Annotated in this window: 23 protein-coding genes and 1 riboswitch; of the genes, 8 read left to right on the top strand and 15 right to left on the bottom strand. The window is 58.1% G+C overall.

Features of this window, described 5'->3' with window-relative positions; all coding sequences use genetic code 11:
* Positions 1-18 precede the first annotated feature (18 nt).
* From AC2FF8_RS12365 to dnaK, 9 genes are all read right to left on the bottom strand, one after another.
* Complete coding sequence (locus tag AC2FF8_RS12365) at positions 19-984, bottom strand: HesA/MoeB/ThiF family protein (RefSeq protein ID WP_496879831.1); 966 nt, start codon at positions 982-984, stop codon at positions 19-21.
* Positions 981-1,577: a thiamine phosphate synthase gene (locus tag AC2FF8_RS12360; RefSeq protein ID WP_496879830.1), complete on the bottom strand. Its 597-nt coding sequence runs from the start codon at positions 1,575-1,577 to the stop codon at positions 981-983. The genes AC2FF8_RS12365 and AC2FF8_RS12360 overlap by 4 nt, the downstream gene beginning before the upstream one ends.
* Positions 1,574-2,338 carry a thiazole synthase gene (locus AC2FF8_RS12355; protein WP_496879829.1) on the bottom strand — a complete coding sequence of 255 codons (765 nt, stop codon included), beginning with the start codon at positions 2,336-2,338 and terminating at the stop codon, positions 1,574-1,576. Before AC2FF8_RS12355 ends, AC2FF8_RS12360 begins: the two co-directional genes overlap by 4 nt.
* 2 nt (positions 2,339-2,340) lie before the next feature.
* Entirely contained in the window at positions 2,341-2,535 is a 195-nt protein-coding gene (gene thiS / locus AC2FF8_RS12350; protein ID WP_496879828.1) for a sulfur carrier protein ThiS, read from the bottom strand.
* Positions 2,519-3,496, bottom strand: a complete 978-nt coding sequence (gene thiO, locus AC2FF8_RS12345; RefSeq protein ID WP_170345791.1) for a glycine oxidase ThiO — start codon at positions 3,494-3,496, stop codon at positions 2,519-2,521. Before thiO ends, thiS begins: the two co-directional genes overlap by 17 nt.
* Positions 3,493-4,296, bottom strand: a complete 804-nt coding sequence (thiD, locus tag AC2FF8_RS12340; RefSeq protein WP_496879827.1) for a bifunctional hydroxymethylpyrimidine kinase/phosphomethylpyrimidine kinase — start codon at positions 4,294-4,296, stop codon at positions 3,493-3,495. The genes thiO and thiD overlap by 4 nt, the downstream gene beginning before the upstream one ends.
* A 44-nt stretch (positions 4,297-4,340) precedes the next feature.
* A riboswitch (TPP riboswitch) is annotated at positions 4,341-4,446 on the bottom strand.
* A 248-nt stretch (positions 4,447-4,694) separates the two neighbouring features.
* Positions 4,695-5,843 (bottom strand): molecular chaperone DnaJ, encoded by a 1,149-nt coding sequence (gene dnaJ, locus AC2FF8_RS12335; protein WP_152459574.1) that lies wholly within the window; start codon positions 5,841-5,843, stop codon positions 4,695-4,697.
* Between the two features lie 3 nt (positions 5,844-5,846).
* A complete protein-coding gene (locus AC2FF8_RS12330) occupies positions 5,847-6,431 on the bottom strand; it encodes an FkbM family methyltransferase (RefSeq protein ID WP_496879826.1) in 585 nt (194 codons plus the stop codon).
* 180 nt (positions 6,432-6,611) lie between these two features.
* Positions 6,612-8,519, bottom strand: a complete 1,908-nt coding sequence (dnaK, locus tag AC2FF8_RS12325; RefSeq protein ID WP_480685563.1) for a molecular chaperone DnaK — start codon at positions 8,517-8,519, stop codon at positions 6,612-6,614.
* 212 nt (positions 8,520-8,731) lie between these two features.
* Between dnaK and AC2FF8_RS12320 the strand changes: the two genes are divergently transcribed.
* The gene (locus AC2FF8_RS12320; protein ID WP_170345795.1) at positions 8,732-9,334 is read left to right on the top strand and encodes an alpha-ketoglutarate-dependent dioxygenase AlkB family protein; all 603 of its coding nucleotides are present in this window, start codon (positions 8,732-8,734) and stop codon (positions 9,332-9,334) included.
* Here the strand turns inward: AC2FF8_RS12320 and AC2FF8_RS12315 are convergent.
* Positions 9,331-10,155: an ABC transporter permease gene (locus AC2FF8_RS12315; RefSeq protein WP_257599729.1), complete on the bottom strand. Its 825-nt coding sequence runs from the start codon at positions 10,153-10,155 to the stop codon at positions 9,331-9,333. The two genes, AC2FF8_RS12320 and AC2FF8_RS12315, sit on opposite strands and share 4 nt — an antisense overlap.
* Before the next feature lie 122 nt (positions 10,156-10,277).
* Between AC2FF8_RS12315 and cysQ the strand changes: the two genes are divergently transcribed.
* The 7 genes from cysQ (at position 10,278) to AC2FF8_RS12280 (ending at position 18,294) form a co-directional block, all read left to right on the top strand.
* Positions 10,278-11,075: a 3'(2'),5'-bisphosphate nucleotidase CysQ gene (gene cysQ, locus AC2FF8_RS12310; RefSeq protein WP_496879825.1), complete on the top strand. Its 798-nt coding sequence runs from the start codon at positions 10,278-10,280 to the stop codon at positions 11,073-11,075.
* On the top strand, positions 11,075-11,875 hold the full coding sequence (locus tag AC2FF8_RS12305) for a 3-deoxy-manno-octulosonate cytidylyltransferase family protein (RefSeq protein ID WP_496879824.1): 801 nt from the start codon (positions 11,075-11,077) through the stop codon (positions 11,873-11,875). Before cysQ ends, AC2FF8_RS12305 begins: the two co-directional genes overlap by 1 nt.
* Before the next feature lie 70 nt (positions 11,876-11,945).
* Positions 11,946-12,929, top strand: a complete 984-nt coding sequence (gene galE / locus AC2FF8_RS12300) for a UDP-glucose 4-epimerase GalE (protein ID WP_496879823.1) — start codon at positions 11,946-11,948, stop codon at positions 12,927-12,929.
* Positions 12,930-12,936: 7 nt separating this feature from the next.
* The gene (locus tag AC2FF8_RS12295) at positions 12,937-13,980 is read left to right on the top strand and encodes a glycosyltransferase family 2 protein (protein ID WP_496879822.1); all 1,044 of its coding nucleotides are present in this window, start codon (positions 12,937-12,939) and stop codon (positions 13,978-13,980) included.
* 184 nt (positions 13,981-14,164) lie between these two features.
* Positions 14,165-15,151, top strand: coding sequence for a glycosyltransferase family 2 protein (locus AC2FF8_RS12290; protein WP_170345982.1), 987 nt, complete (start codon positions 14,165-14,167; stop codon positions 15,149-15,151).
* Complete coding sequence (locus AC2FF8_RS12285) at positions 15,148-16,848, top strand: DUF5927 domain-containing protein (RefSeq protein WP_496879821.1); 1,701 nt, start codon at positions 15,148-15,150, stop codon at positions 16,846-16,848. Before AC2FF8_RS12290 ends, AC2FF8_RS12285 begins: the two co-directional genes overlap by 4 nt.
* Positions 16,849-16,854: 6 nt before the next feature.
* Positions 16,855-18,294 (top strand): nodulation protein NodH, encoded by a 1,440-nt coding sequence (locus AC2FF8_RS12280; RefSeq protein ID WP_496879820.1) that lies wholly within the window; start codon positions 16,855-16,857, stop codon positions 18,292-18,294.
* Here AC2FF8_RS12280 and AC2FF8_RS12275 read toward each other — a convergent pair.
* From AC2FF8_RS12275 to AC2FF8_RS12255, 5 genes are read right to left on the bottom strand one after another with little or no spacing between them, the layout of a single operon-like run.
* Positions 18,291-18,809 (bottom strand): L,D-transpeptidase family protein, encoded by a 519-nt coding sequence (locus AC2FF8_RS12275; RefSeq protein WP_257599719.1) that lies wholly within the window; start codon positions 18,807-18,809, stop codon positions 18,291-18,293. The two genes, AC2FF8_RS12280 and AC2FF8_RS12275, sit on opposite strands and share 4 nt — an antisense overlap.
* 59 nt (positions 18,810-18,868) lie before the next feature.
* Complete coding sequence (locus AC2FF8_RS12270) at positions 18,869-19,654, bottom strand: ion transporter (RefSeq protein ID WP_170345807.1); 786 nt, start codon at positions 19,652-19,654, stop codon at positions 18,869-18,871.
* 21 nt (positions 19,655-19,675) lie between these two features.
* The gene (locus AC2FF8_RS12265) at positions 19,676-20,905 is read right to left on the bottom strand and encodes a class I SAM-dependent RNA methyltransferase (protein ID WP_496879819.1); all 1,230 of its coding nucleotides are present in this window, start codon (positions 20,903-20,905) and stop codon (positions 19,676-19,678) included.
* A 39-nt stretch (positions 20,906-20,944) separates the two neighbouring features.
* On the bottom strand, positions 20,945-22,777 hold the full coding sequence (locus AC2FF8_RS12260; RefSeq protein WP_496879818.1) for an ABC transporter ATP-binding protein: 1,833 nt from the start codon (positions 22,775-22,777) through the stop codon (positions 20,945-20,947).
* Positions 22,774-24,612 carry an ABC transporter ATP-binding protein gene (locus AC2FF8_RS12255; protein ID WP_496879817.1) on the bottom strand — a complete coding sequence of 613 codons (1,839 nt, stop codon included), beginning with the start codon at positions 24,610-24,612 and terminating at the stop codon, positions 22,774-22,776. The genes AC2FF8_RS12260 and AC2FF8_RS12255 overlap by 4 nt, the downstream gene beginning before the upstream one ends.
* Positions 24,613-24,625 lie beyond the last annotated feature (13 nt).

The raw sequence follows: 24,625 nt of genomic DNA, 5'->3' as shown, positions 1-24,625 counted from the left end.
CTCGCGTTTCCCTTTTCTTCACGAGGTTGAGGCCGCGACGAGAACAATCTCGCCCGGCCAATCTGGTTGAATCTGTTCGGCGGCACGCCATGCCCGCAAACCGGTGGCACAGCACAGAGCCAGCCTTTTTCCCTTGTTAGGGTCTATTTCGTGCAAGTTATCCGGTGATACGCGCGTCGCGTTCGAATGGATGGGAACAGGGGCTTCCTGCGAACTGCGCAGTTCGATGATCTGATCCGTGTCCTTCAGCTGGCTTGTGGACAGAAAGCGAAAACAGTTGCCGGGTTCGGGTGCGTCATCAAAGCGAAACCCGGTGCTGCGCAAGGTTCTTGCGTCATATTGAACCAACTGCCCAAGGGGCGAGGGATCAAGTCCAAGGATCACGTTAAGCGCCATCTGCGCCTGCATCGCCCCGATCACGCCAACCACAGGGCCCAGAACCCCGGCAGTGGCACAGCTGGCGCCACTGTCCGGCGCATCGGGAAAGACAGCGCGCAGGGATGGGCCCCCACCGCAGAACCCGCCCACATAACCCGAAAGCCCCAGCACCGAGGCGCTGATCAAAGGCTTGCCCTGCGCCAGACACGTGTCCGACAGGATGTAGCTGGCCGCGTAGCTGTCAGCGCAATCCAGAATGATATCGGCTTGCGACACCGAACCAGGCGCATTTTCACTGGTCAGAGCCTGATTCAGACCGATGACATAAGTTTCGCCATTCAGCGCGCGGCAGCGGGCGGCGACGGTTTCCGCCTTGGGTTGCCCGCAATCGGCCTCGGAGAAAAACGTTTGACGGTGCAGGTTCGACAGATCGACGGTGTCACCATCCATAATAGTCATTTGCCCCACCCCGGCCCCGGCCAAAAGCGGCAGGGCCGGAGCAGCCAGACCGCCCGCACCGACGACCAGAACACGAGCCTCTGACAGACGTGCCTGCCCTTGTGCCCCAACTTCGGGCAGAAGCGTCTGGCGGGCATACCGGCTCATCGTGTGACCTCGATCCACGCGCGCACCCGTGCTTCGGGGTCGGAGTTCAGTGTGATATCCGTGACCGCCGAGACAATGTCCGCCCCGGCCTCCAGCACACCGGCCGCGCGCTCAACACTCATGCCGCCGATACCAACCAAGGGAATATCACCAACCCGCGCCTTCCATTCCGTTACGCGGGGCAGGCCCTGCTGATGCCATTTCATCTTTTTCAGAATGGTGGGGTAGACCGGTCCCAATGCCACGTAATCGGGATCCATGGCCAGTACACGCTCAAGCTCATCATCGTCATGGGTGGAAACACCCAGTTTCAGACCCGCTTTTCGAATGGCTTTCAGGTCTGCATCGTCCAGATCTTCCTGCCCCAGATGAATCCAGTCGCAACCCAGATCGATCGCCTGCTGCCAATAGTCATTGATCACCAGAACCGCCCCATGGTCGCGGCACAGATCGCGTGAGACGGCAATCTGGTCGCGCACCACATCATCCGGCTGATCCTTGATGCGCAGCTGCACCAGTTTGACACCCAGCGGCAGCATCCGACGCAGCCAGTCCGAGTGATCAAAGATCGGATAGAAACGGTCCAGCGTCATGACAGGAAAGCCTTTCCAACAACAGGGGTAGAGGGCTCAGCCATATCGCGCGGCTCGATCGGGTCGGCCTGATAGGCCAACTGCCCGGCAAGGGTTGCCTGCGCCATCGCCCTGGCCATCAGAACCGGATCTCCGGCACGGGCCACAGCGGTGTTGAGCAGAACCGCGTCAAAACCCAGTTCCATCGCGCGGGCCGCGTGGCTGGGCAAACCGATACCTGCATCCACCACCAGGGGAATGTCAGGAAATTCCGCCCGCATCGCACGCAGGGCGTATTCGTTGTTCAGCCCCTGCCCTGAGCCGATCGGTGCGCCCCAGGGCATCAGCACCTCGCACCCCGCTTCCAGCAGGCGTTCCCCCACGATCAGGTCATCGGTGGTGTAGGGAAACACCTCGAACCCGTCCTCGGACAGAATGCGGGCGGCTTCGACCAGTTGGAAAACGTCTGGTTGCAGGCTGTCCGTATGTCCGATGAGTTCCAGCTTGATCCAACGGGTCTCAAACACTTCGCGGGCCATATGGGCGGTCGTCACGGCCTCTTTCACCGTATGGCAACCGGCGGTATTGGGTAGGATGCGTACACCCAGGTCACGGATCATGTTCCAAAAGGTCTGGCCTGCACCCGCTTCGCGCCGCAAGGATACAGTGGCAACGCCTGCACCGCTTTCGCGAAACGCCTGCTCCAGAATGGCCGGGCTTGGATATTGCGCCGTACCCAGCATCAACGGGTTGGGCAGTTCAGTGCCGTAAAACGTCTTCATCTTCAGCCCCCCTGCATCGGTGCGACGACCTCAACCCGGTCACCTTCGGCCAGCTTGTGAGCGACGCGCAGGCTTGAGGGCACGAAATCTTCGTTCACGGCGGTGGCCACACGGCCCGAGAAACCGCATTCGTCCAACAATTCCAACAAGGTTTCGGCGCGTACCGCGCGCGCCTCGCCGTTAAGCACGATCTTCATCGACCATCTCCGAATGTGTGTTGTGCAGCGCCAGATCCGCAACACCCCGCGCCAGCGCCGGTGCCAGCAGATATCCGTGGCGATAGAGCCCGTTGGCATAGATCGTCCGACCCAAACGCCGGATACGCGGCAAGTTGTCAGGGAAGGCGGGGCGCAGATCGACGCCTATCTCCAAAACCTCGGCTTCGCCAAAAGCCGGGTTCACGGCATAGGCTGCACTGAGCAGTTCCAGCATCGAACGGGCGGTGATGCGGCTGCTGTCCTCGGATTCGATCATGGTCGCACCCAACATATAGACGCCGTCGCCGCGCGGAACGATATAAAGCGGCATCCGCGGGTGCAGCAAACGAACCGGGCGCGTCAGTTCCACGTCAGGGCATCGTATGACCAGCATCTCGCCCTTCACGCCGCGCAGGTCATGCAGGTATTCGCGCGCGTGAAGACCACGGCAGTCAATGGCATTCTCCAACTGAGCGGGGGCCAGTTTCCGGTGGAACTCCACGCCCTGAGTTTGCAGTTGACGATACAGATCGCGCAGCGCCTGACGCGGATCGACATGGGCTTCGCGTTCGAAAAACAGGCCCTGGCCAAACCCTGCCAGATCAGGCTCTAATTCCGTTATTTCTGCCCGTTCGACCTTGGTGAACTCTTTTGTCCGACGCGCGAAGCGGCGCAGGTCCGGTACATCGCGGGCGCTTGCGACAACAAGCGTTCCCCGCTGGATCACCTTGGTGCGTTGAGCCCACCATTCGATCGCCGTCTGACCCAGGCGCAGCACCGGTTCTTCTGCGTTTTCATATTCGCACCACGGCGCCAGCATTCCCCCGGCCCACCACGAACACCCATGCGGGCCCGGTGGCCCGCCGGGGTCGTATATCTGCACCTTCGCACCGCGCGACACCAGTTCGCTGGCAACGGCAAGACCGGCAACCCCTGCCCCTATGACAGACCAAAGCGTCACGTGGGCCAAACCCGGTGGAAATGATGCACCGGGCCGTGCCCAGCGCCGACATTCAGCTCATCCGCGCGCGCGATGGCCCCTTGCAGATAGTCATGCGCCTGCGCAACCGCGTCCCTCAGGGTCAGCCCATTGGCCAAACCGGCAGTGATGGATGACGACAGGGTGCATCCTGTCCCATGGGTGTTTTTCGTATCCTGACGCGGGGCCTGAAACTCGGCCATGGCACCCGACGAATCGATCAGCAAATCGTGGCAGATATCACCTGACCCGTGCCCGCCTTTCATCACGACTGCACCCGCACCCAAGGCACACAATGCCCGGCCCTGTTCAGCCATCTGCTCGCGCGTTTCTGCCGCTGGCATGTTCAGCAGGCACGCCGCCTCAGGCAGATTCGGCGTAAGAACCGTCGCCGTTGGCAACAACACATCGCGCAGCGTCCGGACCGCCTCTTGCGCCAACAGAGCGTCGCCGGATTTGGCGATCATGACCGGATCAAGAACCACGGGACCCTGGAACGCCGCCAGCCCCCTGGCAACCGTATGAATGATCTCAGGTGTGCCAAGCATGCCGATTTTGACGGCCTTAACGTCCAGATCGCTCAGAACCGCGTCAATTTGGGCGGAAATCACATCCAGGGGAATCCCATGCACCGCGGTAACAGCTTGCGTGTTCTGCGCGGTAACGGCGGTGACGACGCTTGCGCCAAAAACACCCAACGCCGACATTGCCTTCAGGTCAGCCTGAATGCCTGCGCCGCCGCCGCTGTCGGATCCTGCTATGGTCAGGGCAATTGCCGCCATGTCGTTGCTCCATCTTCTATGGGCAACGGAGTAGAGAAAACGTCTGTGTTCAAGAGACCGTTCCCTACGCCGGCATTGCCCGGATCAGGTTCGATGGGTTAACGCGGCTGCGTCTCTCAGCCCTGTCAAAGGGCACCCCAACGGTTGAGGCGGACACTCTCAGGGTCGAGGGCCGGAATCAAGTCTCAATTTTCCAGATGTATTGCCACTTTCAGCTTTCTGCTAAGGCCAAAACTGCATGTGACTGCATGTGTAAGACAGTGACATGCGAGGCTCTGCCTCGCGCTCCGGGATATTTTTGGCCAGATGAATACAGGATCCCTTGCTTCATCTGGCTGAAAATATCCCGGGGGAGTCGCCCGAAGGGCGGCGGGGGCAGCGCCCCCGTTCCCGGTCGTTCAGCCTTTCATACCGTCCCAGAAAGATTTGACGGACGAGAAAAAGCTTTTCGATTCCGGATGGTTATCTTCACCCAGATCGTCGAATTCCCGGAGCAGTTCTTTCTGGCGGCTGGTCAGGTTGACCGGGGTTTCCACGGCCAGTTCAATGAACATGTCACCCACGCCACCGCCGCGCAACGCAGGCATGCCTTTTCCGCGCAGGCGCATTTGCCGACCCGACTGGCTTCCGGCCGGAATCTGAACGCGGCCGCGACCGCCATCGATGGTCGGAACCTCGATCGATCCGCCCAGCGCCGCCTTGGCCATGCTGACCGGCACGCGGCAATAGAGGTTCACGCTGTCGCGTTCGAACAGTTTGTGCTCGGCCACTTCGACGAAAATGTACAGATCGCCCGGAGGGCCGCCACGCATTCCGGCCTCACCTTCGCCCGCCAGACGAATTCGCGTTCCGGTTTCGACACCAGCAGGAATGTTCACCGACAAAGCCCGGTCTTTTTCGACCCTGCCGGCCCCCTGACAGGATTTACAGGGGTTCTTGATGATCTGACCCAGTCCCGAACAAGTAGGGCAGGTCCGTTCCACCGTAAAGAAGCCCTGTTGTGCCCGCACTTTTCCCATGCCTGAACAGGTGGGGCAGGACGTGGGCTCAACGCCACCTTCAGCCCCGGTACCTTCGCAGGACGAACACGCCACGGCCGTTGGCACGTTGATGGTTTTTTGCAGGCCCGAGTAGGCCTCTTCCAGCGTCACACGCAGGTTGTAGCGCAGGTCCGAGCCGCGCGCGGCGCGGCGCCCGCCGCCACCCCTTTGACCACCCATGAAATCACCGAACAGGTCGTCAAATACATCCGAAAATGCGCTGGAGAAGTCGCCTTGACCGCCAAAACCGCCACCGGGGCGGCCACCGCCGCCCATGCCGTTTTCAAATGCGGCATGGCCAAAGCGATCATAAGCTGCCTTCTTTTCGGCATCGCGCAGAACGTCGTAAGCCTCGTTGGCTTCCTTGAACTGCGCCTCGGCATCCGGGTTGTCCTTGTTGCGGTCAGGGTGCAGCTCTTTGGCTTTCCTGCGAAAACCCTTCTTGATCTCATCCGCCGAAGCGCCCTTGGACACGCCGAGCACTTCGTAATAGTCGCGCTTTGACATTTGTTATTCCTTCGTGCCGCCGGACGCGGCGCTTTCATTGAGCCTGTACACGCCGTTGGTGTTGTTTGCAAAACTGGCCATGTAACCTGCCTTATTCAAGACCTCGTCCAGCCCGTCGTCCCAATGCTTGATTTCCGTCAGCAGCACTTCGGGCCAAATCTCCCGCGGTGCGTCTTCGAAAAAAGCGCGCAATACACGGGTTTCCTGGCCTTCGATATCCATTTTCATGGCATCAACCCTGGTCAGCCCGGCATCACGTGTCGCGTCCAGCAGCGGAATCGCCTGAACGCACAGATCGCCCGACTCGGCAACTTTGGCATGATCCCGGTCTCCAAGGTTCGCGGATTCGAACCACACCTCACCGGGTTCGTCAGACAAGGCCTTGTCGCAATGGATGTCCTCACTGGCTTGATTGGCAGCCAGAGTGGTACCGAGGCGAGCCTTGTCGACCGGAGCCGGTTCAACCACAAGCGCTTTCAGGTTGCGTGCCAACTTCTGCGCAACTGATTTGACCCACAGGGTGTACAGCCCGACATTCGCACCGGCATCGACAAAGGCATAATCCCAAGGCTCTCGCCGAGAGGCCATGACTATCCTGCGAATTCCGGACGACATCCATTGACGTGGCATGCCCTCGGACCACCGGCGCAAGATTTCCATCCGATGTGAAAGAACGTAAGTGCCATATGGAGGTTTCGGAGACGCGTGCTGCATGGTGAAGACCGTTCCGGCAGGCCCGAACCAGGCCTGCCGGAACCGAGTAACGCGTCAGGCGCGTTTGTCGTCGTCGAGATCTTCGAACTCGGCGTCGACGATGTCATCGTCGCCTGGTGCAGCATCTGCGGCAGCAGGTTCCTCTTCGCCTTCTTCGGCTTGCGCCTTATAGATGGCCTCGCCCAGCTTCATCGCGGCTTCGGTGACGTTCTGGATGCCCGACTTGATCTTGTCGGCATTTTCGGTTTCCAGCTCGTCCTTCAACGCGGCGATCGCCAGCTCGATGGCTTCGATCGTGGTCGGGTCGACTTTGTCGGAATGCTCTTCCATCGACTTTTCGGTCGAATGGATGAGGCTTTCCGCCTGGTTCTTCGCCTCGATCAGCTCGCGGCGTTCCTTGTCGGCTTCCGCGTTCTCTTCGGCGTCCTTGACCATCTTTTCGATATCCTCGTCGGACAATCCGCCCGAGGCCTGGATGGTGATCTTCTGTTCTTTGCCAGTGCCTTTGTCTTTGGCCGAAACCGAGACGATGCCGTTGGCGTCGATGTCAAAAGTCACCTCGATCTGAGGCATACCGCGCGGTGCCGGCGGGATGTCTTCAAGGTTGAACTGACCCAGGATCTTGTTGTCCGCAGCCATTTCACGTTCACCCTGGAACACGCGGATGGTCACGGCGTTCTGGTTGTCCTCGGCGGTCGAGAAGACCTGAGACTTCTTGGTCGGGATCGTGGTGTTGCGGTCGATCAGGCGGGTGAACACGCCACCCAGCGTTTCGATGCCCAGCGACAGCGGAGTCACGTCCAGCAGAACCACGTCTTTGACGTCGCCCTGAAGAACACCGGCCTGAATGGCGGCGCCCATGGCAACCACTTCGTCCGGGTTCACGCCCTTGTGCGGCTCTTTGCCGAAGAATTTGGTGACCTCTTCGATCACTTTCGGCATCCGGGTCATACCACCGACCAGAACAACTTCGTCCACGTCAGCAGCCGACAGACCCGCGTCTTTCAGAGCGGCCTGGCAGGGCTTCAGCGACTTCTTGATCAGGTCCGAAACCAGCGATTCCAGCTTGGCACGGGTCAGCTTCATGACCATGTGCAGCGGCTGACCGTTGGCGCCCATCGAGATGAACGGTTGGTTGATCTCGGTTTGCGAGGTCGAGGACAGTTCGATCTTGGCTTTTTCCGCGGCTTCTTTCAGACGCTGCAAGGCCATCTTGTCTTGCGACAGGTCGACACCGTGTTCCTTTTTGAACTCATCCGCCAGGTATTTGACGATGCGCATGTCAAAGTCTTCACCACCCAGGAAGGTGTCACCATTGGTCGATTTGACCTCGAACAGGCCGTCGTCGATTTCCAGGATGGTCACGTCAAAGGTACCACCACCAAGGTCATAAACCGCGATGGTTTGGGTTTCTTCCTTGTCCAGACCATAGGCCAGCGCAGCCGCCGTCGGTTCGTTGATGATCCGCAGCACTTCCAGACCGGCGATTTTACCGGCGTCTTTGGTGGCCTGACGCTGGGCGTCGTTGAAATATGCAGGAACGGTGATGACGGCCTGGGTGACGTCCTCGCCCAGATAGCTCTCGGCGGTTTCCTTCATCTTGCCCAGAATGAAAGCGGAAATCTGGCTTGGAGAATACTTTTCGCCGCGGGCTTCAACCCATGCGTCGCCATTGCCGCCATCGACGATGGCATACGGCACCATTTTCTTGTCTTTTTCAACTTCGGCATCATCCACACGACGCCCGATCAGACGTTTGACGCCAAAGATCGTGTTGTCGGGGTTGGTGACCGCTTGGCGTTTCGCCGGCTGACCGACCAGTCGCTCATCTTCGGTGAAGGCGACGATCGAAGGCGTGGTCCGCGCCCCTTCGGCGTTTTCGATGACCTTCGGCTGCGAGCCCTCCATGATGGCTACGCAGGAGTTTGTGGTTCCGAGGTCGATCCCGATTACTTTTCCCATTTTTTCAATCCCTTTCTCTTCAAGGCGATGTCCCGAGGGTCGGACCCGTTATGGCATCCCACCCCCGATCTGATGTGCGCGACAGCACTACCATCGCGCGTCCCGGCGTATATAAGGGCGAGGCAAGAGGCCTGCAAGCACCGTAGAGTGCAGGTTTTTGGGAATTTGAGGTCTTTTTTGGCAAGGAATTGGAAAGGTTTGGGGTTTCCGGAATGACGCGGGTGATCTTGCGAGGGTTCGAAATCAGAAAAGGCTATCTTGATCCCGCCGCCCAGACACAGGTGATCGCAGCCCTGCGACCGATTCTGAAAGCGGCACCCTTGTTTCGGCCCGTCACGCCGTCGGGCAAAGAGATGTCAGTGCGAATGACCTCGGCCGGGGATCTGGGATGGGTGACCGACAAGGCGGGCTATCGCTATCAGGACAAGCATCCGAAAGGCGGGGTCTGGCCTGAAATCCCCCCGGTCATTCTTGATATCTGGCGCGATCTGGTCAGCTCTGAGCGCGCGCCGGATTGCTGTTTGGTCAATTACTACGGGGAAGGCGCCAAAATGGGCCTGCATCAGGACAAGGACGAGGCAGATTTTTCCTGGCCGGTTCTGTCGGTTTCCCTGGGTGATGACGCCCTGTTCCGAATTGGCAATACGACCCGTGGCGGCAAGACCGAGTCGATCTGGCTGGGCTCGGGCGACGTGGTGATCATGGGTGGCCCGGCACGGCTGGCCTATCACGGGATCGACCGGATCAGATACGGGTCATCCCGGCTGTTGCCAAAAGGCGGGCGGATCAACCTGACGCTGCGGGTCGCACGTTAGCGGCGCGCGTTCCAGCTTTGTGAAACATGCTGGCGCGTAAAAAATTCACCCATCAAACCGATCATCAGCAGGGCGATCCCCACCCACAATGCGTAATCCCAACTCGTGTTTCGCGGAAAATAGTTTCGAAAGATGAAGCCCCGGCACTGGTCGATAATATGAAACAGCGGGTTCCAGGCGAACATCATCAGCAATCCGCCGCCCAGCGTGTTTGCAACGAACATCTTTCCTGAAAACACCATGTTCAGGCGACGATAGATATTGGTGAGCATTCCAACGGTTGTCGGAAACCAGGGCTTCATCGCCATGAACACCAAACCCACGGCGCATCCGGTAAACCAGGCCAATATCAGCATCGCGAAAGCACCGCCGGGATCCTGCACCTCGATCGGGGCGACCGCGACGCTGTAGATGAACAGGATCACGAACATCGCCAGCAATTGCTTGTAAAGAATACCGAGCGCCGCAGACAGGATCGTGACCATCACATTCATCGGCGAATGGAGCATCATCGGATTGTTCGCGGACCCAACCCCTGAAATCGCACCGATTGACTGGATATGAAGCATGAAGGGGAACACGCCGGACAGAACATACAGCAGAAATTCGCCCCTGATCTTTGGAATTCCGCCCCGGCCCATCAGTGACATGAGCAGGTAGAAAGTGGTTCCCATCACCACAAGTTGCAGGACATTGATCAGGATGGCGACTATTGCATTCGGGTGTTGCGAGCGCACCTTTCGTACGGTGGCATGGAACACCAGCTCAGCCGTCGTGAAAGCGCTGCCCAGCAGCGTTTGGTTACGCTTGAAATAGAACATTCAAAGGGTCTTTTCTGCTTCGTCGCCTCAAAACTGGCATGAATATCTTGCCGTTCCGTAACCGCCGCATCATAAGTCGATCGCGAGTTTGGATCAACAAACCACAGGAACGGAGCTTTTTTGTGACCTACGACGCGATTGTTCCCGTCATTCGGCGACTGGCTCTGGAGGCAGGCGACAAGATCATGGAAATCTACGAGGCGGATGATTTCGATGTCAAAGTCAAATCCGACTCCAGCCCTGTGACCGAGGCAGACGAAGCCGCCGACGCATTGATTTCGGCAGGGTTGCGTGCGGCATTCCCGGATATTCTTCTGGTCACCGAAGAACAGGCCGCTTCGCACTCTGAAAAAGGCGACACTTTCCTCATTGTTGACCCGCTGGACGGCACCAAGGAGTTCATCAACCGTCGCGGTGATTTTACCGTCAACATCGCACTTGTCGAAAACGGAGTACCGACCCGGGGTGTCGTCTATGCCCCGGCGCGGGGTCGTATGTTCTTCACGCTGGCTGATGGCCGTGCGGTCGAGGAAACAGGTGCTTTCGACAAAAACGTGACAGGTCCTTTGACGCCCATATCAGTCTCTGAACCGGACAATTCCGGGCTGCTGGTTGTGGCGTCGAAGTCCCACAGGGATCAGGCCACCGAGGACTACATCAACAAATACCATGTGAAGGACAGCAAAAGCGCGGGTTCGTCACTCAAGTTCTGTCTGGTTGCCACGGGCGAAGCGGATATTTACCCGCGCGTCGGACGCACGATGGAATGGGATACAGCAGCGGGCCATGCAGTACTGGCCGGAGCCGGTGGCCGGGTTGTGCGTTTTGACGACCATACTCCGCTGGTTTATGGCAAAGATGGCTATGCAAATCCGTTCTTTATTGCTTACGCTCCGGGTGTTGAACTGAAGGAAGCCTGATGTCTGTTCTGATTGCCATCCCTGCCCGCTACGCCTCGACCCGCTATCCCGGCAAACCTCTGGTTCCTCTGACAGGCGCGACGGGCGAGTCCATGACATTGATTGAACGGTCGTGGCGTGCAGCCAAGTCAGTCTCGGGCGTCGATCGCGTAGTTGTTGCGACGGATGATGAACGCATTCGCGAAGTGTCCGAGGGCTTTGGGGCCGACGTCGTGATGACCTCGGAAAGCTGTCAAAACGGCACCGAACGATGCGCCGAAGCGCATGAGGTTCTGGGTGGCGGGTATGAAATCATCGTCAACCTGCAAGGGGACGCCCCGCTGACCCCGCATTGGTTTGTCGAAGATCTGGTGTCCGGCCTGCGCGCGGCCCCGGATGCCGGCGTCGCTACCCCTGTCCTGCGCTGCGACGGCAGTGCGTTGAACAGTCTGCTGAACGACCGCAAGCATGACCGTGTAGGCGGCACGACGGCAGTGTTCGGACGCGATCACAGTGCAATGTACTTCTCGAAAGAGGTCGTGCCCTTTACGTCCCGGACATACGCCGGCGATGAAGCGACACCCGTGTTTCACCATGTCGGCGTCTACGCCTATCGGCCCGACGCTCTGGCGGCGTATCCGGGCTGGCCAGCCGGGCCTCTGGAACAGCAGGAAGGCCTGGAACAGCTCAGGTTCATGGAAAACGGGCGCAAGGTTCTGTGCGTCGAGGTCGAGGCAAGGGGCCGTCAGTTCTGGGAACTGAACAACCCGCAGGACGTGCCCAAGATCGAAGAGATGATGGCAGCCATGGGGCTGGAGTGACGTCTTTTCCCCATGACTCGGACGGCGCCCCTGTGGAAACTGTGCCTCAACCAGCCCCGATGGATATCCCATGAAGACAATTCTTGTCACCGGTGGTGCCGGGTATATCGGCTCACATGCCTGCAAGGCGCTTGCGCAGGCAGGCTATCTTCCTGTGACCTACGACAATCTGATCACGGGTTGGCAGGATGCGGTGCAGTTTGGCCCTTTTGAACAGGGCGACCTTTTGGATCGGGACCGCCTGGATGCGATGTTCGCGAAACACAAACCAGATGCGGTGATGCATTTCGCGGCGCTCAGCCAGGTTGGCGATGCTATGCGTCAGCCCGGCGTGTATTGGTCAAACAATGTCACGGGGTCACTGACACTGATTGAAGCCGCCGTTGCGGCCGGCTGTCTGGATTTCGTGTTTTCGTCCACATGTGCCACATATGGCGAGCACGACAACGTGGTTCTTGATGAATCCACCGCGCAGTATCCCCTGAACGCCTACGGAGCATCGAAACGCGCGATCGAAGATATCCTCAAGGATTTCGAGGCGGCTCATGGGCTGCGCCATGTCATCTTCCGCTATTTCAACGTTGCAGGCGCCGATCCCGAAGGGGACGTGGGCGAGTTTCACCGACCTGAAACGCATCTGATCCCGCTGATGTTGGACGCGATTGACGGCAAGCGCGAAGGTCTTACCGTCTTTGGCACGGATTACGACACGCCCGACGGCACCTGTATCCGCGACTATGTACATGTTTGTGACCTGGTAGATGCGCATATTCTGGGGCTTGGCTGGCTGGAACAGGGCAAAGGCAGCCGTGTCTTCAACCTGGGCACCGGGTCCGGGTTTTCCGTTCTTGAGGTGATCGAGCAATCCAAGTCCGTCACCAACCGTCCCGTGCCGTATACAGTTGGCCCTCGTCGGGCAGGAGATTGCACCAAGCTGGTCTCCGGCTCTGTACGGGCTGAAAACGAACTGGGGTGGAAGCCCAAAAGATCAACGTTGGAGACGATGATCGCAGATGCCTGGCGTTGGCACCAGAACGGCCACTACGAGAAATGAGGACCCGGTGACATCCAGTACTGCATTGACACTTCCCCGGATCGGATGGGATCGGAAGTACAGGTTGCGCTGGAAACGCCGGCGGCTGCTCTGGAGGTCGCTGCGCAGCCGACATCAGTTGACCTGCCAGAAGGATCAGACATCCCAAATCCAGCGGGGTGACATTTTGGCCTTTGTCACCTTGCGCAATGAAATCATCCGCCTGCCGTGGTTCTTTCGTCACTATCGCGCTTTGGGTGTCGATCATTTTCTGATCGTCGACAACGGCAGCGATGACGGATCGTCCGAGTATCTGGAGGATCAACCGGACGTCTCCGTGTGGAAAACCCATTCCAGCTACCGTGGATCGCGGTTTGGCCTGGACTGGTTGACCTGGTTGCAGATGCGCTATGGCCACCGCCACTGGTGCCTGATGGTGGATGCGGATGAACTGCTGGTCTATGCCCACTGCGACACCCGGCCCCTGCATGACCTTACGGCCTGGCTGGACCGGCGCGGGAAGATCGGGTTCGGGGCGCTGATGCTGGACCTCTATCCCAAGGGTCCTTTGGGGGATGCGGCTTATGACCCGGACACCGACCCCACAAATCTGCTGTGCTGGTTCGATGCAGGACCGTATCGCGCGCAGAGGCAAAGCCCGATGGGCAACCTTTGGGTGCAGGGCGGCGCGCGAGAGCGGATGTTCTTTACGCAGACACGGCAAAGATCACCCACGCTGAACAAGATCCCGCTGATGCGCTGGTCGCGGCGCTATGCCTATGTGAACTCATGCCATTCCGCCCTGCCGCGCCGTCTGAACGAAACCTATGATGGGCCAGGCGGCGATACCCCGTCGGGCGTGTTGCTGCACACGAAATTCCTGCCGGACGTTATCGAGAAATCCAATACCGAAAAGCAGCGACGCCAGCATTTTCATGATCCGGACCAATTCGGGCCATACTACGATGGAATAATCAACCAGCCGGACATGTGGACCCCACAGTCGGTACGCTACACCGGGTGGAGCCAGTTGGAACAGTTGGGTCTGATGAACAGCGGAGGCTGGGATTGAAAACGAAAACAAGGGCATCAACCGCACGTTTACGGTTTGTCGGTTTTAAAGACGTTGCGTCAGAAGATGCAAAGATGGCATAAACCGGTAATGCCATGTCGTGCCAACGGTCACGACGGGTTCGGGGAAAGCTCGCGTTATAAAAAGGTTGGGCAGTCACGTGAGCCTGTTTGAGTCCTACAAAATGAGATTGCGGCGCAAGCGCCGTATTCTGCGCTGCCTCAAACGACGCCGCGAACTCAAGCCGGTCAGCAACAACACACAGGCCATACGGCGTGATGATATCCTGCTGATCAGCGTTATACGGAACGAGAAAATTCGCCTGCCCTTTTTTCTTGAGTATTATCGCAAACTGGGCATCAACCATTTTCTGTTTGTCGACAACAACAGCGATGATGGCAGTTTTGAATTTTTGAAAGAACAGGCTGACGTTTCGGTCTGGCGGACGACGACCAGCTACAAACGGGCAAGCTATGGTCTGGACTGGTCGAACTATCTGTTGCGCAAATATGCGCACGGTCACTGGGTTTTGAGCGTCGATCCGGACGAGTTCTTCGTCTATCCGTTCTGCGACACCCGTCCAATCCGTGCCCTGACGGACTGGCTGGACGGCAGTGCCGTGCGCAGTTTTGGCACGATGCTGATCGACATGTACCCTGAAGGTCCGGTGGACGCCGAACCCTATGCCGAAGGTCAGAACCCGTTCGAAATCGCGCGCTGGTTCGATCCCGGGAATTACATGATCACCAAGAACCCCGAGTACAAGAACCTTTGGATTCAAGGGGGTCCACGCGCGCGCGTGTTCTTTCAGGACAACCCCTCGAAAGCACCGGCGCTGAACAAGATTCCGCTGGTAAAATGGAACCGGCGCTATGTCTATGTCAGCTCGACCCATTCGCTTTTGCCACGCGGGCTCAATCAGGTTTACGACGAATGGGGCGGCGAAAAGGCCAGCGGATCACTGCTTCATGCCAAGTTGATCAACACTCTTGGGGAAAAAGCCCGCGAAGAGTTGCAGCGTGGCCAGCATTACCGGAGCTCGGGCGAATACAAGGCATATGCAACCCGGCTTGAGGACAAGCCTGTTTTCTGGTGCGAATGGTCCGAGGCCTATATCAACTGGCGACAGCTTGAGATCCTGGGCCTCATGTCGAAAGGAAACTGGGCATGAGCAGTCTGGGTATTGTCATGTTGGTTCATACCTCGCTGGACCGCGCCGAGCAGGTCGCGCGCCACTGGACGGCAGCGGGGTGCCCGGTGGTCATCCATGTGGATCGCAAGGTGTCCGACAATGTCTATTCCCGGTTTGTTGCGTCCTGTTCGAACAATCCCTCGATCGTGTTTTCAAACCGGCATCGGTGCGATTGGGGTGGCTGGGGTATCGTTGCCGCCTCGCAATGCGCGTCCGAGTTGATGCTGGAGCGATTCCCCGAGGTTCGGCATGTGTTTCTTGCCTCGGGGGCTTGCCTGCCGTTGCGACCGGTTCAGGAGCTGATCGACTACCTGTCAGACCGGCCACGTGTCGATTTCATCGAAAGCGCGACGACATCCGATGTCAGCTGGACCATCGGCGGGCTGGATCATGAACGGTTCACCCTGCGGTTTCCGTTTTCGTGGCGCAAACATCGCAAACTATTCGACGCATATGTAAAACTTCAGCGCCTGATGGGGTTTCGCAGGAAAATCCCCGACGGCCTGGTTCCGCATATGGGAAGCCAATGGTGGTGCCTGACCCGCCAAACGCTGTCTGCAATCCTTCAGGACCCCAGACGCAAGCTGTATGACAAGTATTTCCGCCATGTCTGGATTCCGGATGAAAGCTATTTCCAGACGCTGGCGCGGTTGTATTCCACACATATTGAAAGCAGGTCCCTGACCCTGTCCAAATTCGATTACCAGGGCCGCCCACACATCTTCTATGACGATCATCTGCAATTGCTGCGCCGATCGGATTGTTTTGTCGCCCGAAAAATCTGGCCCCGCGCAGAGCGATTGTACCAGGCATTCCTGACAGATCAGGCCGGGGCGATGAAACCGGCAGAGCCCAATCCGGGCAAGATCGATCGGGTATTTTCCAAAGCGGTGGAACGGCGAACCCGCGGGCGCGACGGGCTGTATATGCAAAGCAGGTTTCCCCGCCATGGCAGTGAAAACGGTCTGACATCGTCACAATATTCCGTATTCCAAGGCTTTTCGGAACTGTTCGAGGATTTCGAGCCATGGTTGGCCGCAACCACTGGGGCCAGAGTCCACGGGCATCTTTTCGGCCCCGAACGCGCCAAATTTTCGCAGGGGGAAGCCATAACGAATGGTGCTCTCAGCGACAGTGCGACGCTGCGGGACTACAACCCGACCGCCTTTTTGTCGAACCTGATCTGGAATACGCGGGGCGAACGCCAGTGTTTCCAGTTCAGCCCGCGGGACACTCAGGAAATCAACTGGTTTCTGGCGCGGGACAAGAACGCTCAGATTTCGGTTATCACCGGCGCTTGGGCGATCCCACTGTTCCGGTCCAATATGAACTTCTCGGAAATCCGGTGTGAGGCGGCGCGCCTGCAACAAATTGAAACCAAACAGCTGGAGGTGCTGACATCGGTCTGGACCAAGGCGCGGATGCGCAGCTGGACGCTGGCCGACTTCATTGAATCTCCGATGGATGCCTTGCAGTGCATTCTTGAAGAAATCGGCATGCAGCAGACCAGCCATCTGACCGAAGTGCCAACCATGGTCGACCTGTCCGGGTTCGGGAAGTTCCTGCAAAACCTCAAGAATCAGGGAATGCACCCGTATCTGATGGGTGATTTCCCGGCGGACGATGTGTTCGGTCGCCAGAAAAAGCCATACCGAAAACCGTATCTGGTGCAGTGATTGCCCATGTCAGCCCATTTTGATTACTTCGTCATTCTGGCGGCCATGCGCACAGGTTCGAACCTGCTGGAAGCCAACCTGAATGCGATGGACGGGGTTACCTGTCACGGAGAGGCGTTCAATCCGCATTTTGCGGGCAGCCTGAAATCCGACCACCTGCTCGGCCTGTCACTGGAAGACCGGGATGCGGATCCGATGCGAATGCTCAAGGCCATCAAATCAGCACCGGGTGACATCAATGGGTTTCGATATTTCGAAGACCATGACCCACGTATCCTGAAACCCATGCTGAACGACCCGCGCTGTGCCAAGATCATTCTGACCCGCAATCCATTGGACAGTTATCTGTCGCTGAAAATAGCACGGAAAACGCAGCAGTGGTTGCTGAAGAATGTGAAACGCCGCGTCGACGCGCAGGTTGACTTCGACGCCGACGAGTTTTCGGATTACCTGGATCAGCTGCAAGACTATCAGCTTACGGTGCAACGGCACCTGCAAAAGACAGGTCAAACCGGGTTCTTCATTCACTATGACGACCTGACCGAGCTGGATGTCATAAACGGGCTGGCTGCATGGCTGGGGGTTGAGGGGCGGCTGACCCGACTGGATGATACCCTGAAGCCGCAAAACCCGGCGCCGGCTTTGTCGAAGGTCACGAATCCTGATGAGATGAAGCAAGCCCTGTGCGATCAGGATCGGTTCGGATTGCATCGGTCAACAAGTTTTGAGCCGCAGCGCGGCGCGGCTGTGCCGCTTTATGTTGCCGCTGCGCGGTCTTCTTTGATGTATTTGCCCATTCGGGGCGGAATAGAGCCTGTTGTTGTGCAATGGCTGGCTGATCTGGACGGATGTCAGACCGACAAGCTGATCACGGATCGAAATCGCAAACAGGTCCGCTCATGGAAGCAGGGCCATCCCGGTCATCGGCAGTTTACGGTTCTGCGTCACCCTCTGGCGCGGGCACATACGGCGTTTTGCAGTCACATTCTGAATACCGGACCAGGCAGCTACAAGATGGTGCGGAATTATCTTCGCAACCGGCTCAAGCTGCCGATCCCGGGGCAAGTGCGGGACACCAATTATTCTGTTGAACAACACCGCGAAGCTTTTTCGGGCTTTCTGGAGTTTCTGCGCCTCAACCTCAACGGGCAGACGCCGATCCGCGTAGACGGCACGTGGTGCAGCCAGTCCAGGACGTTGGAGGGAATCGCATCCTTCACCATGCCGGATCTGATTCTGAGAGAAGAGGATCTGATGACCGCCCTGCCGGATCTGGCGCGCAATATGGGGCATTCAAACCCGCCTAAACCTGGCTCCTGCGCGCCGGATGAACCATACGCTTTGGACCAGATCTATGACGAAAACCTCGAAGCGCTGGCAGTTGCAGCGTACCAGCGCGACTATGAAGCATTCGGGTTCACTGACTGGGCGCCAAAAACAGCCTAGGGGCGCAAGGTAATCAGCGTACCTTTGTTGACCATCGCATAGATCTCTTCGATTTCGTCATTCTTGACCGCGATGCATCCTGCTGTCCAATCCCGCTTCTTTTTTGCGCGCTTCCGCTCTGAGCGCAGATTGGGTTCACCGTGGATGAATATATCTCCACCCGGATCAACGCCCGCAGCCTTGGCTTTGGCGACATCCTGCGAGTTGGGATAAGAAATGCCCAGGGACAGATGATACCGGCTTCTGGGGTTGCGACGGTCGATCAGATAAGTGCCCTCGGGCGTTCTGCCGTCACCGCGCTGGTTCTTTGTTCCATTCGGCGCGAACCCCAAATCGACGTCATATTCCCTGAGGATTTTATCGTTGTGCAACAAGTAAAGCTTGCGCGCACCTTTGTTGACCACCAAAGAGGTCACCTCGGGCCCGTCATAAGTCAGAAATCTTGGGCTGCCAGAGGCACAAGCCGAAAGGCTCAGCGTTGCCAACGCCCCCAAACCGAATACTCGACGATCCATGTTTCACTGCCTGCTCTGCTTTTTTTCGATCATTATGCCAAAAAAGGCAAAAACTGAAATCACTTTTTGATGTTCGACTGCTCGGCCAGTCGACGTTCAATGCTTTCCAGCCGCACAAGAACCTCATCACGATAGGCATCGGTTTTAACCTCATCCTCGGCGTGGTGGGCATCCTGCATCGAATTGACGATCAGACCCACCAACAGGTTCACCACCGCAAAGGTCGTGACCATGATGAAGGGAACAAAGAAGACCCAGGCATAGGGATAGACCTCCATCACCGGGCGCACGATACCCATGGACCAGCTTTCCAATGTCATGATCTGGAACAGCGTATAAGCAGACAAGCCCAGATCGCCGAACCAATCCGGGAAGGATGTCGAGAACAGCTTGGTCGAGATAACCGCCCCGATATAGAACAGAATTGCCATCAGCAGAAACACGCTGGCCATTCCGGGAAGGGCCGAGATGAACCCTTCGACCACGCGACGCAAACGAGGCGCCACGGAAATCACGCGCAGAACCCGCAGAATTCGCAGGGCGCGCAGCACCGACAGACCTCCGGCGCTGGGAACCAGGGCAATTCCAACGATCAGGAAATCGAATATGTTCCAGCCATTTGTGAAGAACCTGCGCCCTGTGGCGATCAGCTTCATGGCAATTTCGACCACGAAGATCGTCAGGCAAAGCCGGTCCAGCGCCACGATCAAAGGGCCTGCCAGCTCCATCAGGGTCGGCGATGTCTCCATCCCCAAAAGAATGGCGTTGAAAATGATCACGGCCGTTATGAACCGACCGAAAACGGGCGCTTCGATAAAATTCAGCAAACGCTGTTTGGACCCCATGTGTCAGCTTCCCCAGTAAGATCAAGATGCGGCGCTCAGGACAAACCGCGCAGCGAGTTCCGTATGTGACGACCATCGAAATTGGTCAACGACCTGTACCCATTCAAGGGTGTAACCCGCGTTAACCAGCGTTTTCGCATCGCGCGCAAAGGTGACGGGATTGCACGAGACATAGGCAATCACCGGGCGTTGCGCCTGTGCTATCTCATCTACCTGCGCTTCGGCGCCGGCACGAGGCGGATCCAGGACAATGGCGTCGAAGGATTTCAGCTCGTCCGGCATCAGCGGGCGGCGGAACAGGTCGCGGGCCTCGGTCGTTACGCGTTTCACCCCCTGTGACCGACGCCAGCCCTGATCCAGCGCCTCGACCATGGCGGCCTCGCCTTCAACCGCGTGAACTTCGGCGTTTTCCGCCAACGGCAGAGAGAACGTTCCGCTGCCTGCAAACAGGTCTACGATACGTTTTGCACCCCGTGTAGCCTCGGAAACTGCCTTTAACAGAGCCTTTTCTCCGTCCTTTGTTGCCTGCAAGAAAGCCCCGGGGGGTGGCGTGACGCTGGCTGTCCCGAAACGCTGAACCGGCGCATGCCGCATGGCAATAACCTCATCATCCCAGCTGAGCCGGGCCAGCCCATGTTTCTCGGTCGCCTGGGCCAACGCCAGTTCCAAGGGGCCGTCCAGCGGTTTGCCGCCTGTTACGGCCACATCCAAACCACCTTCGGACAGTGTAAGCGTGACAGCCAGAACGCCCTTGCGGCTTGCGCCCAGGGTGGCCAGCGCCTCGGCCACCGGAATGGCCGCGATCAATGTCGGGTCAAGCAACCGGCAATCGGGTATCTCGGTGATCGTGCCGGATGCACGACCGTGAAACCCCGCCAACGTGCCCTTTTTCGTGCGCCTCACGGCAATCGTAGCGCGCCGCCGCGACTGTTCGGGCGATGTGTGTATCGGGCGCAGTTGCGCTTCGAGACCTTGCGCCATCAGCGCCTTGCGGACGATTTGCAGTTTCCAGTCGGCCACAAATGCATCGGATGCGTGCTGCAACTGGCAGCCACCGCACGCTTTGTAGTGGCGGCAAGGCGCTTTGACACGGTGTTCGGACGGTGTCTCGACCCGGATATCGGTCAATTGCTGGCCAACAAGGGTGCCGCTTGCGACTTCGCCCGGAAGGGTGCGTGGGGCGTAGATGGGGCCATCGGCAATACCGTCGCCCTGATGTCCAAGCCGTGTGATTGTGAATTGCTGCGTCATGAGAGGCCTGATAGCCGGGCTTTCACAGCAAAAAAACCCTTATTCCGCAGCTTCTGCCTGAATGAAACCGCCCGACTGGCGGTGCCGGAACCGCGCATACAGCCCGCCCAGGTCCAGCAACGCCTCATGGGTTCCGGTTTCCACGATCCGTCCCTGGTCCAAAACAACAATCCGGTCCATTTCGCTGAGCGTGGACAGACGGTGCGCAATGGCCAGCACGGTTTTGCCCTGCATCACCCGATGCAGCGCAGTCTGAATCGAGGCTTCAACTTCGGAATCCAGCGCCGATGTCGCTTCGTCGAGAACCAGAATTGGGGCATCTTTCAGAATGGCGCGCGCCAGAGCGATCCGTTGTCTCTGCCCGCCGCTGAGTTTCACGCCCCGCTCCCCCAGATGAGCATCATAGCCTTTTCGACCATGAGCATCTTCAAGACTCAGGATGAAGTCATGCGCTTCGGCCTTCTTTGCGGCCTCGATCATCTCGGCCTCTGAGGCGTCCGGCCGGCCATACAGAATGTTCTCACGAGCAGACCGGTTGAACATCGCCGTTTCCTGCGTAACCATACCGATCTGTCGGCGCAGGCTGTCCTGCGTCACCTGCGACACGTCCTGGCCGTCGATGCGAATGGCGCCACTTTCCTTGTCATAGAGCCTGAGCAACAGCGAAACGAGCGTGGATTTCCCCGCCCCCGAGGCACCGACGATGCCCAGTTTTTCACCCGGGTTGACGGTCAGGGTCAAATCCGTGACGCCACCGATATCGCGACCATAGGCGAAGCTGACGCCGTCGAATGAAATCGACCCTTCGGTCACATCAAGGTCCTTCGCCCCGCGCATATCTTCGACCCGGTCACGCTTGGTCAGCGTTTTCATCCCGTTTTCGATTTCACCCACATTGGCATACAGCCCCATCAAGGTGAAACTGACCCAACCGGTCATCTGAGCAATACGGATCGAAACAGCCCCGGCAGCCACGATATCCCCGGCGGTCGCCATGCCGCCCTGCCACAGCCACAAGGTCGCGCCCAGCAGCAAGACGGGCAGGACACCGGCCAGCGTCATCAGGATGAACCGGAAACTGGCCGACAACTTGCCAAAATCCAGCGATTTTTCGCGCAGATCCACCATCGATTCGCGCGCCGCCTGATCTTCGAAATCTGAGTGGGCGAACAACTTCACGGTCTTGATGTTGGTGATCGTATCGACCACCTGCCCGGACACCATCGCCCGCGCCCCGGCCCGCGCGGCGGAACGTTTGCGGATGCGCGGCAGATACCAGCGCACCAGCATGAAATACACCGCCAGCCATGCCGCAAAGGGCAGCATCACCAAAGGATGAATAGACCCTAACAAAAGCAAAGACCCCATCAGAGACGCCAGGGCAAACACAATCGCGCTGATGGTTTCCGACACCACCGATGCCATCGCGTTCGATGTCTGCATCTGCTTTTGCGCGATCCGACCGGCAAAATCATCGTCGAAATAGGTCACCGACTGACCCAGGGTCCAACGGTTCAGCTTGGCCAGAACCAAAGGTGTGATGTTTGGCATGACAATGTAATTGTTCGACAAGGATGACAGGCCAAACAGGATCGGGCGAAGCAACATGAAGAAGGCGACCGCACCGAGGATCATCCACATATTGGAAGCGGTCAGAAAATTCTCGGGCCCGCTGGCGGTCGCTACATCAATCACGCGGCCCAGAATCCATGCTGTCCCCGCCTCCATCGCGCCTGCAATGGCCGAGAAGAACGCCGCAACAAACAGCATCGGCCACGCCCCGGACAGGCTCCAGCGGATGAACGCCCCCAACGTCTGCGGTGGGGGCGTTTCGATGTTCCTGAACGGATAGATGAGATCGGCAATCCTCATTCAGCGGCCTCCGGGTTCATGAAGCCACCAGATTGCCGCGCCCAGAATTGGGCGTAAAGGCCACCCTGCGCCAGAAGATCGGAATGCGTGCCTTCCTCGACGATACGGCCCGCATCCATAACCAGAATGCGATCCATCTGCGCGATGGTGCTGAGCCTGTGGGCGATGGCGATCACGGTTTTTCCTTGCATCATGCCGTAGAGGGTTTCCTGAATTGACGCTTCGACCTCGGAATCTAGGGCGGAAGTCGCCTCATCCAACAACAAGATCGGCGCATCCTTCAGGATCACCCGCGCCAGCGTCACGCGCTGCCGCTGACCACCTGACAGTTTCACCCCCCGTTCACCGACATGCGCGTCGTACCCGGTCCGACCCTGCGGATCTTGCAAGTCGAGGATGAACTCATGCGCTTCGGCCTGCTTGGCGGCGGCGATCATCTGCGCCTCGGACGCATCCGGCCTGCCATAAAGGATGTTGTCGCGGACCGAGCGATGCAGCAAGGCGCTGTCTTGTTGAACCATACCGATATGGCTGCGCAGACTGTCCTGGGTGACGTTCGCAATGTTCTGACCGTCAATATAAATCGCACCGCGTTCGACGTCGTAGAACCGCAACAGCAGCTTTACCAGGGTTGACTTGCCAGCGCCGGAGCGACCGATCAGGCCAATCTTTTCACCCGGTTGGATGGTCAGGTTGATATGGTCCAAACCGCCGGCCTCGCGTCCATAGTGATGCGAGAGGTCGCGGATCTGGATCTCTCCCTTGCCGAGCCGCAAGGGTTTTGCATCAGGTGCGTCGATCAAATCGATGGGCTGGGCAATGGTCTCCATCCCCTCGGCCACGATACCAAGTTGGCGGAAAAAGCTGGTCAGGGCCCACATGATCCATCCGGTCATGGCGTTCAGGCGCAGGGTCAGCGCCGTGGCCGCTGCAACAACTCCGACCGAAGCGCTGCCCTGCATCCACAACGCGATCGCCCAGCCCACAACACCCACGATCAGCATGCCGTTCAAAGTGACCAGAACGGCATCCATGATGGTGAAAATCCGCATTTCGATCTGAAATGTCCGGCGGGTTTCCTCGATCGCTTCACGGGCATAGTCCAGCTCTTGCGGGCCATGGGCAAACATTTTGACCGAATGGATGTTGGTGTAGCTGTCCACGACCCGTCCCGTGACCGTCGAACGCGCGTCCGATGCCGCCTTTGATGCCGGGCCGACACGCTGAACGGTCCAACGAACCAGTGCCGCATAGAACGCAAACCAGATCAGCAGCGGGATCAATAATCGCGGATCCGCCGCATACAGCAGGATCGCCGCACCGATCAGATAGGCCAGAGAAAATGAAATCGCGTCAAATACCTGAAAGACCACTTCGCCCGCCGCGGGCGGTGTCTGCATGATTCGGTTTGCAATCCGCCCGGCAAAGTCGTTTTCGAACCAGCCAACCGACTGACGCAACACGTGTTTGTGCGCACGCCAACGGATCAGCGTACCAAAGTTCGGCAAAATAGTATTGTTCAGCAGAAGTACGTCGACCAAATGCAGAAGCGGACGCAACAGCAATACAAAGGCCGCCATCAACAGCAATTCCGTTCCGTGATTTTGCCAGACATCTGCCGGCGTGCCGCCCAACAGATCCACAACGCGACCCATGTAGTAGATCAGCCCGATTTCAACACCCGCGACGACAATGGAAATCAGCGCCGCCCATACAAATACCTGAAAGAACGGTCGCGAATAGTCCAGCATAAAGGGCCACAAGCGCGTCGGCGGAATGTCAGCCTCGCGGTAGGCAACAAAAGGGTCAACAAGGTTTTCGAAATAGCGAAACATGGAGAGTGCTCCG

The organism is Ruegeria sp. YTSA144 (assembly GCF_059610125.1).
This window is presented reverse-complemented; position numbering and strand designations above follow the sequence as displayed.

Excerpts from the sequence above, each read along its gene's own strand:
- AC2FF8_RS12365 (WP_496879831.1), bottom strand. The coding sequence starts at position 984 with ATGAGCCGGTATGCCCGCCAGACGCTTCTGCCCGAAGTTGGGGCACAA.
- AC2FF8_RS12360 (WP_496879830.1), bottom strand. The coding sequence starts at position 1,577 with ATGACGCTGGACCGTTTCTATCCGATCTTTGATCACTCGGACTGGCTG.
- AC2FF8_RS12355 (WP_496879829.1), bottom strand. The coding sequence starts at position 2,338 with ATGAAGACGTTTTACGGCACTGAACTGCCCAACCCGTTGATGCTGGGT.
- thiS (WP_496879828.1), bottom strand. The coding sequence starts at position 2,535 with ATGAAGATCGTGCTTAACGGCGAGGCGCGCGCGGTACGCGCCGAAACC.
- thiD (WP_496879827.1), bottom strand. The coding sequence starts at position 4,296 with ATGGCGGCAATTGCCCTGACCATAGCAGGATCCGACAGCGGCGGCGGC.
- dnaJ (WP_152459574.1), bottom strand. The coding sequence starts at position 5,843 with ATGTCAAAGCGCGACTATTACGAAGTGCTCGGCGTGTCCAAGGGCGCT.
- AC2FF8_RS12330 (WP_496879826.1), bottom strand. The coding sequence starts at position 6,431 with ATGGCCTCTCGGCGAGAGCCTTGGGATTATGCCTTTGTCGATGCCGGT.
- dnaK (WP_480685563.1), bottom strand. The coding sequence starts at position 8,519 with ATGGGAAAAGTAATCGGGATCGACCTCGGAACCACAAACTCCTGCGTA.
- AC2FF8_RS12320 (WP_170345795.1), top strand. The coding sequence starts at position 8,732 with ATGACGCGGGTGATCTTGCGAGGGTTCGAAATCAGAAAAGGCTATCTT.
- AC2FF8_RS12315 (WP_257599729.1), bottom strand. The coding sequence starts at position 10,155 with ATGTTCTATTTCAAGCGTAACCAAACGCTGCTGGGCAGCGCTTTCACG.
- AC2FF8_RS12305 (WP_496879824.1), top strand. The coding sequence starts at position 11,075 with ATGTCTGTTCTGATTGCCATCCCTGCCCGCTACGCCTCGACCCGCTAT.
- galE (WP_496879823.1), top strand. The coding sequence starts at position 11,946 with ATGAAGACAATTCTTGTCACCGGTGGTGCCGGGTATATCGGCTCACAT.
- AC2FF8_RS12290 (WP_170345982.1), top strand. The coding sequence starts at position 14,165 with ATGAGATTGCGGCGCAAGCGCCGTATTCTGCGCTGCCTCAAACGACGC.
- AC2FF8_RS12285 (WP_496879821.1), top strand. The coding sequence starts at position 15,148 with ATGAGCAGTCTGGGTATTGTCATGTTGGTTCATACCTCGCTGGACCGC.
- AC2FF8_RS12280 (WP_496879820.1), top strand. The coding sequence starts at position 16,855 with ATGTCAGCCCATTTTGATTACTTCGTCATTCTGGCGGCCATGCGCACA.
- AC2FF8_RS12275 (WP_257599719.1), bottom strand. The coding sequence starts at position 18,809 with ATGGATCGTCGAGTATTCGGTTTGGGGGCGTTGGCAACGCTGAGCCTT.
- AC2FF8_RS12270 (WP_170345807.1), bottom strand. The coding sequence starts at position 19,654 with ATGGGGTCCAAACAGCGTTTGCTGAATTTTATCGAAGCGCCCGTTTTC.
- AC2FF8_RS12265 (WP_496879819.1), bottom strand. The coding sequence starts at position 20,905 with ATGACGCAGCAATTCACAATCACACGGCTTGGACATCAGGGCGACGGT.
- AC2FF8_RS12260 (WP_496879818.1), bottom strand. The coding sequence starts at position 22,777 with ATGAGGATTGCCGATCTCATCTATCCGTTCAGGAACATCGAAACGCCC.
- AC2FF8_RS12255 (WP_496879817.1), bottom strand. The coding sequence starts at position 24,612 with ATGTTTCGCTATTTCGAAAACCTTGTTGACCCTTTTGTTGCCTACCGC.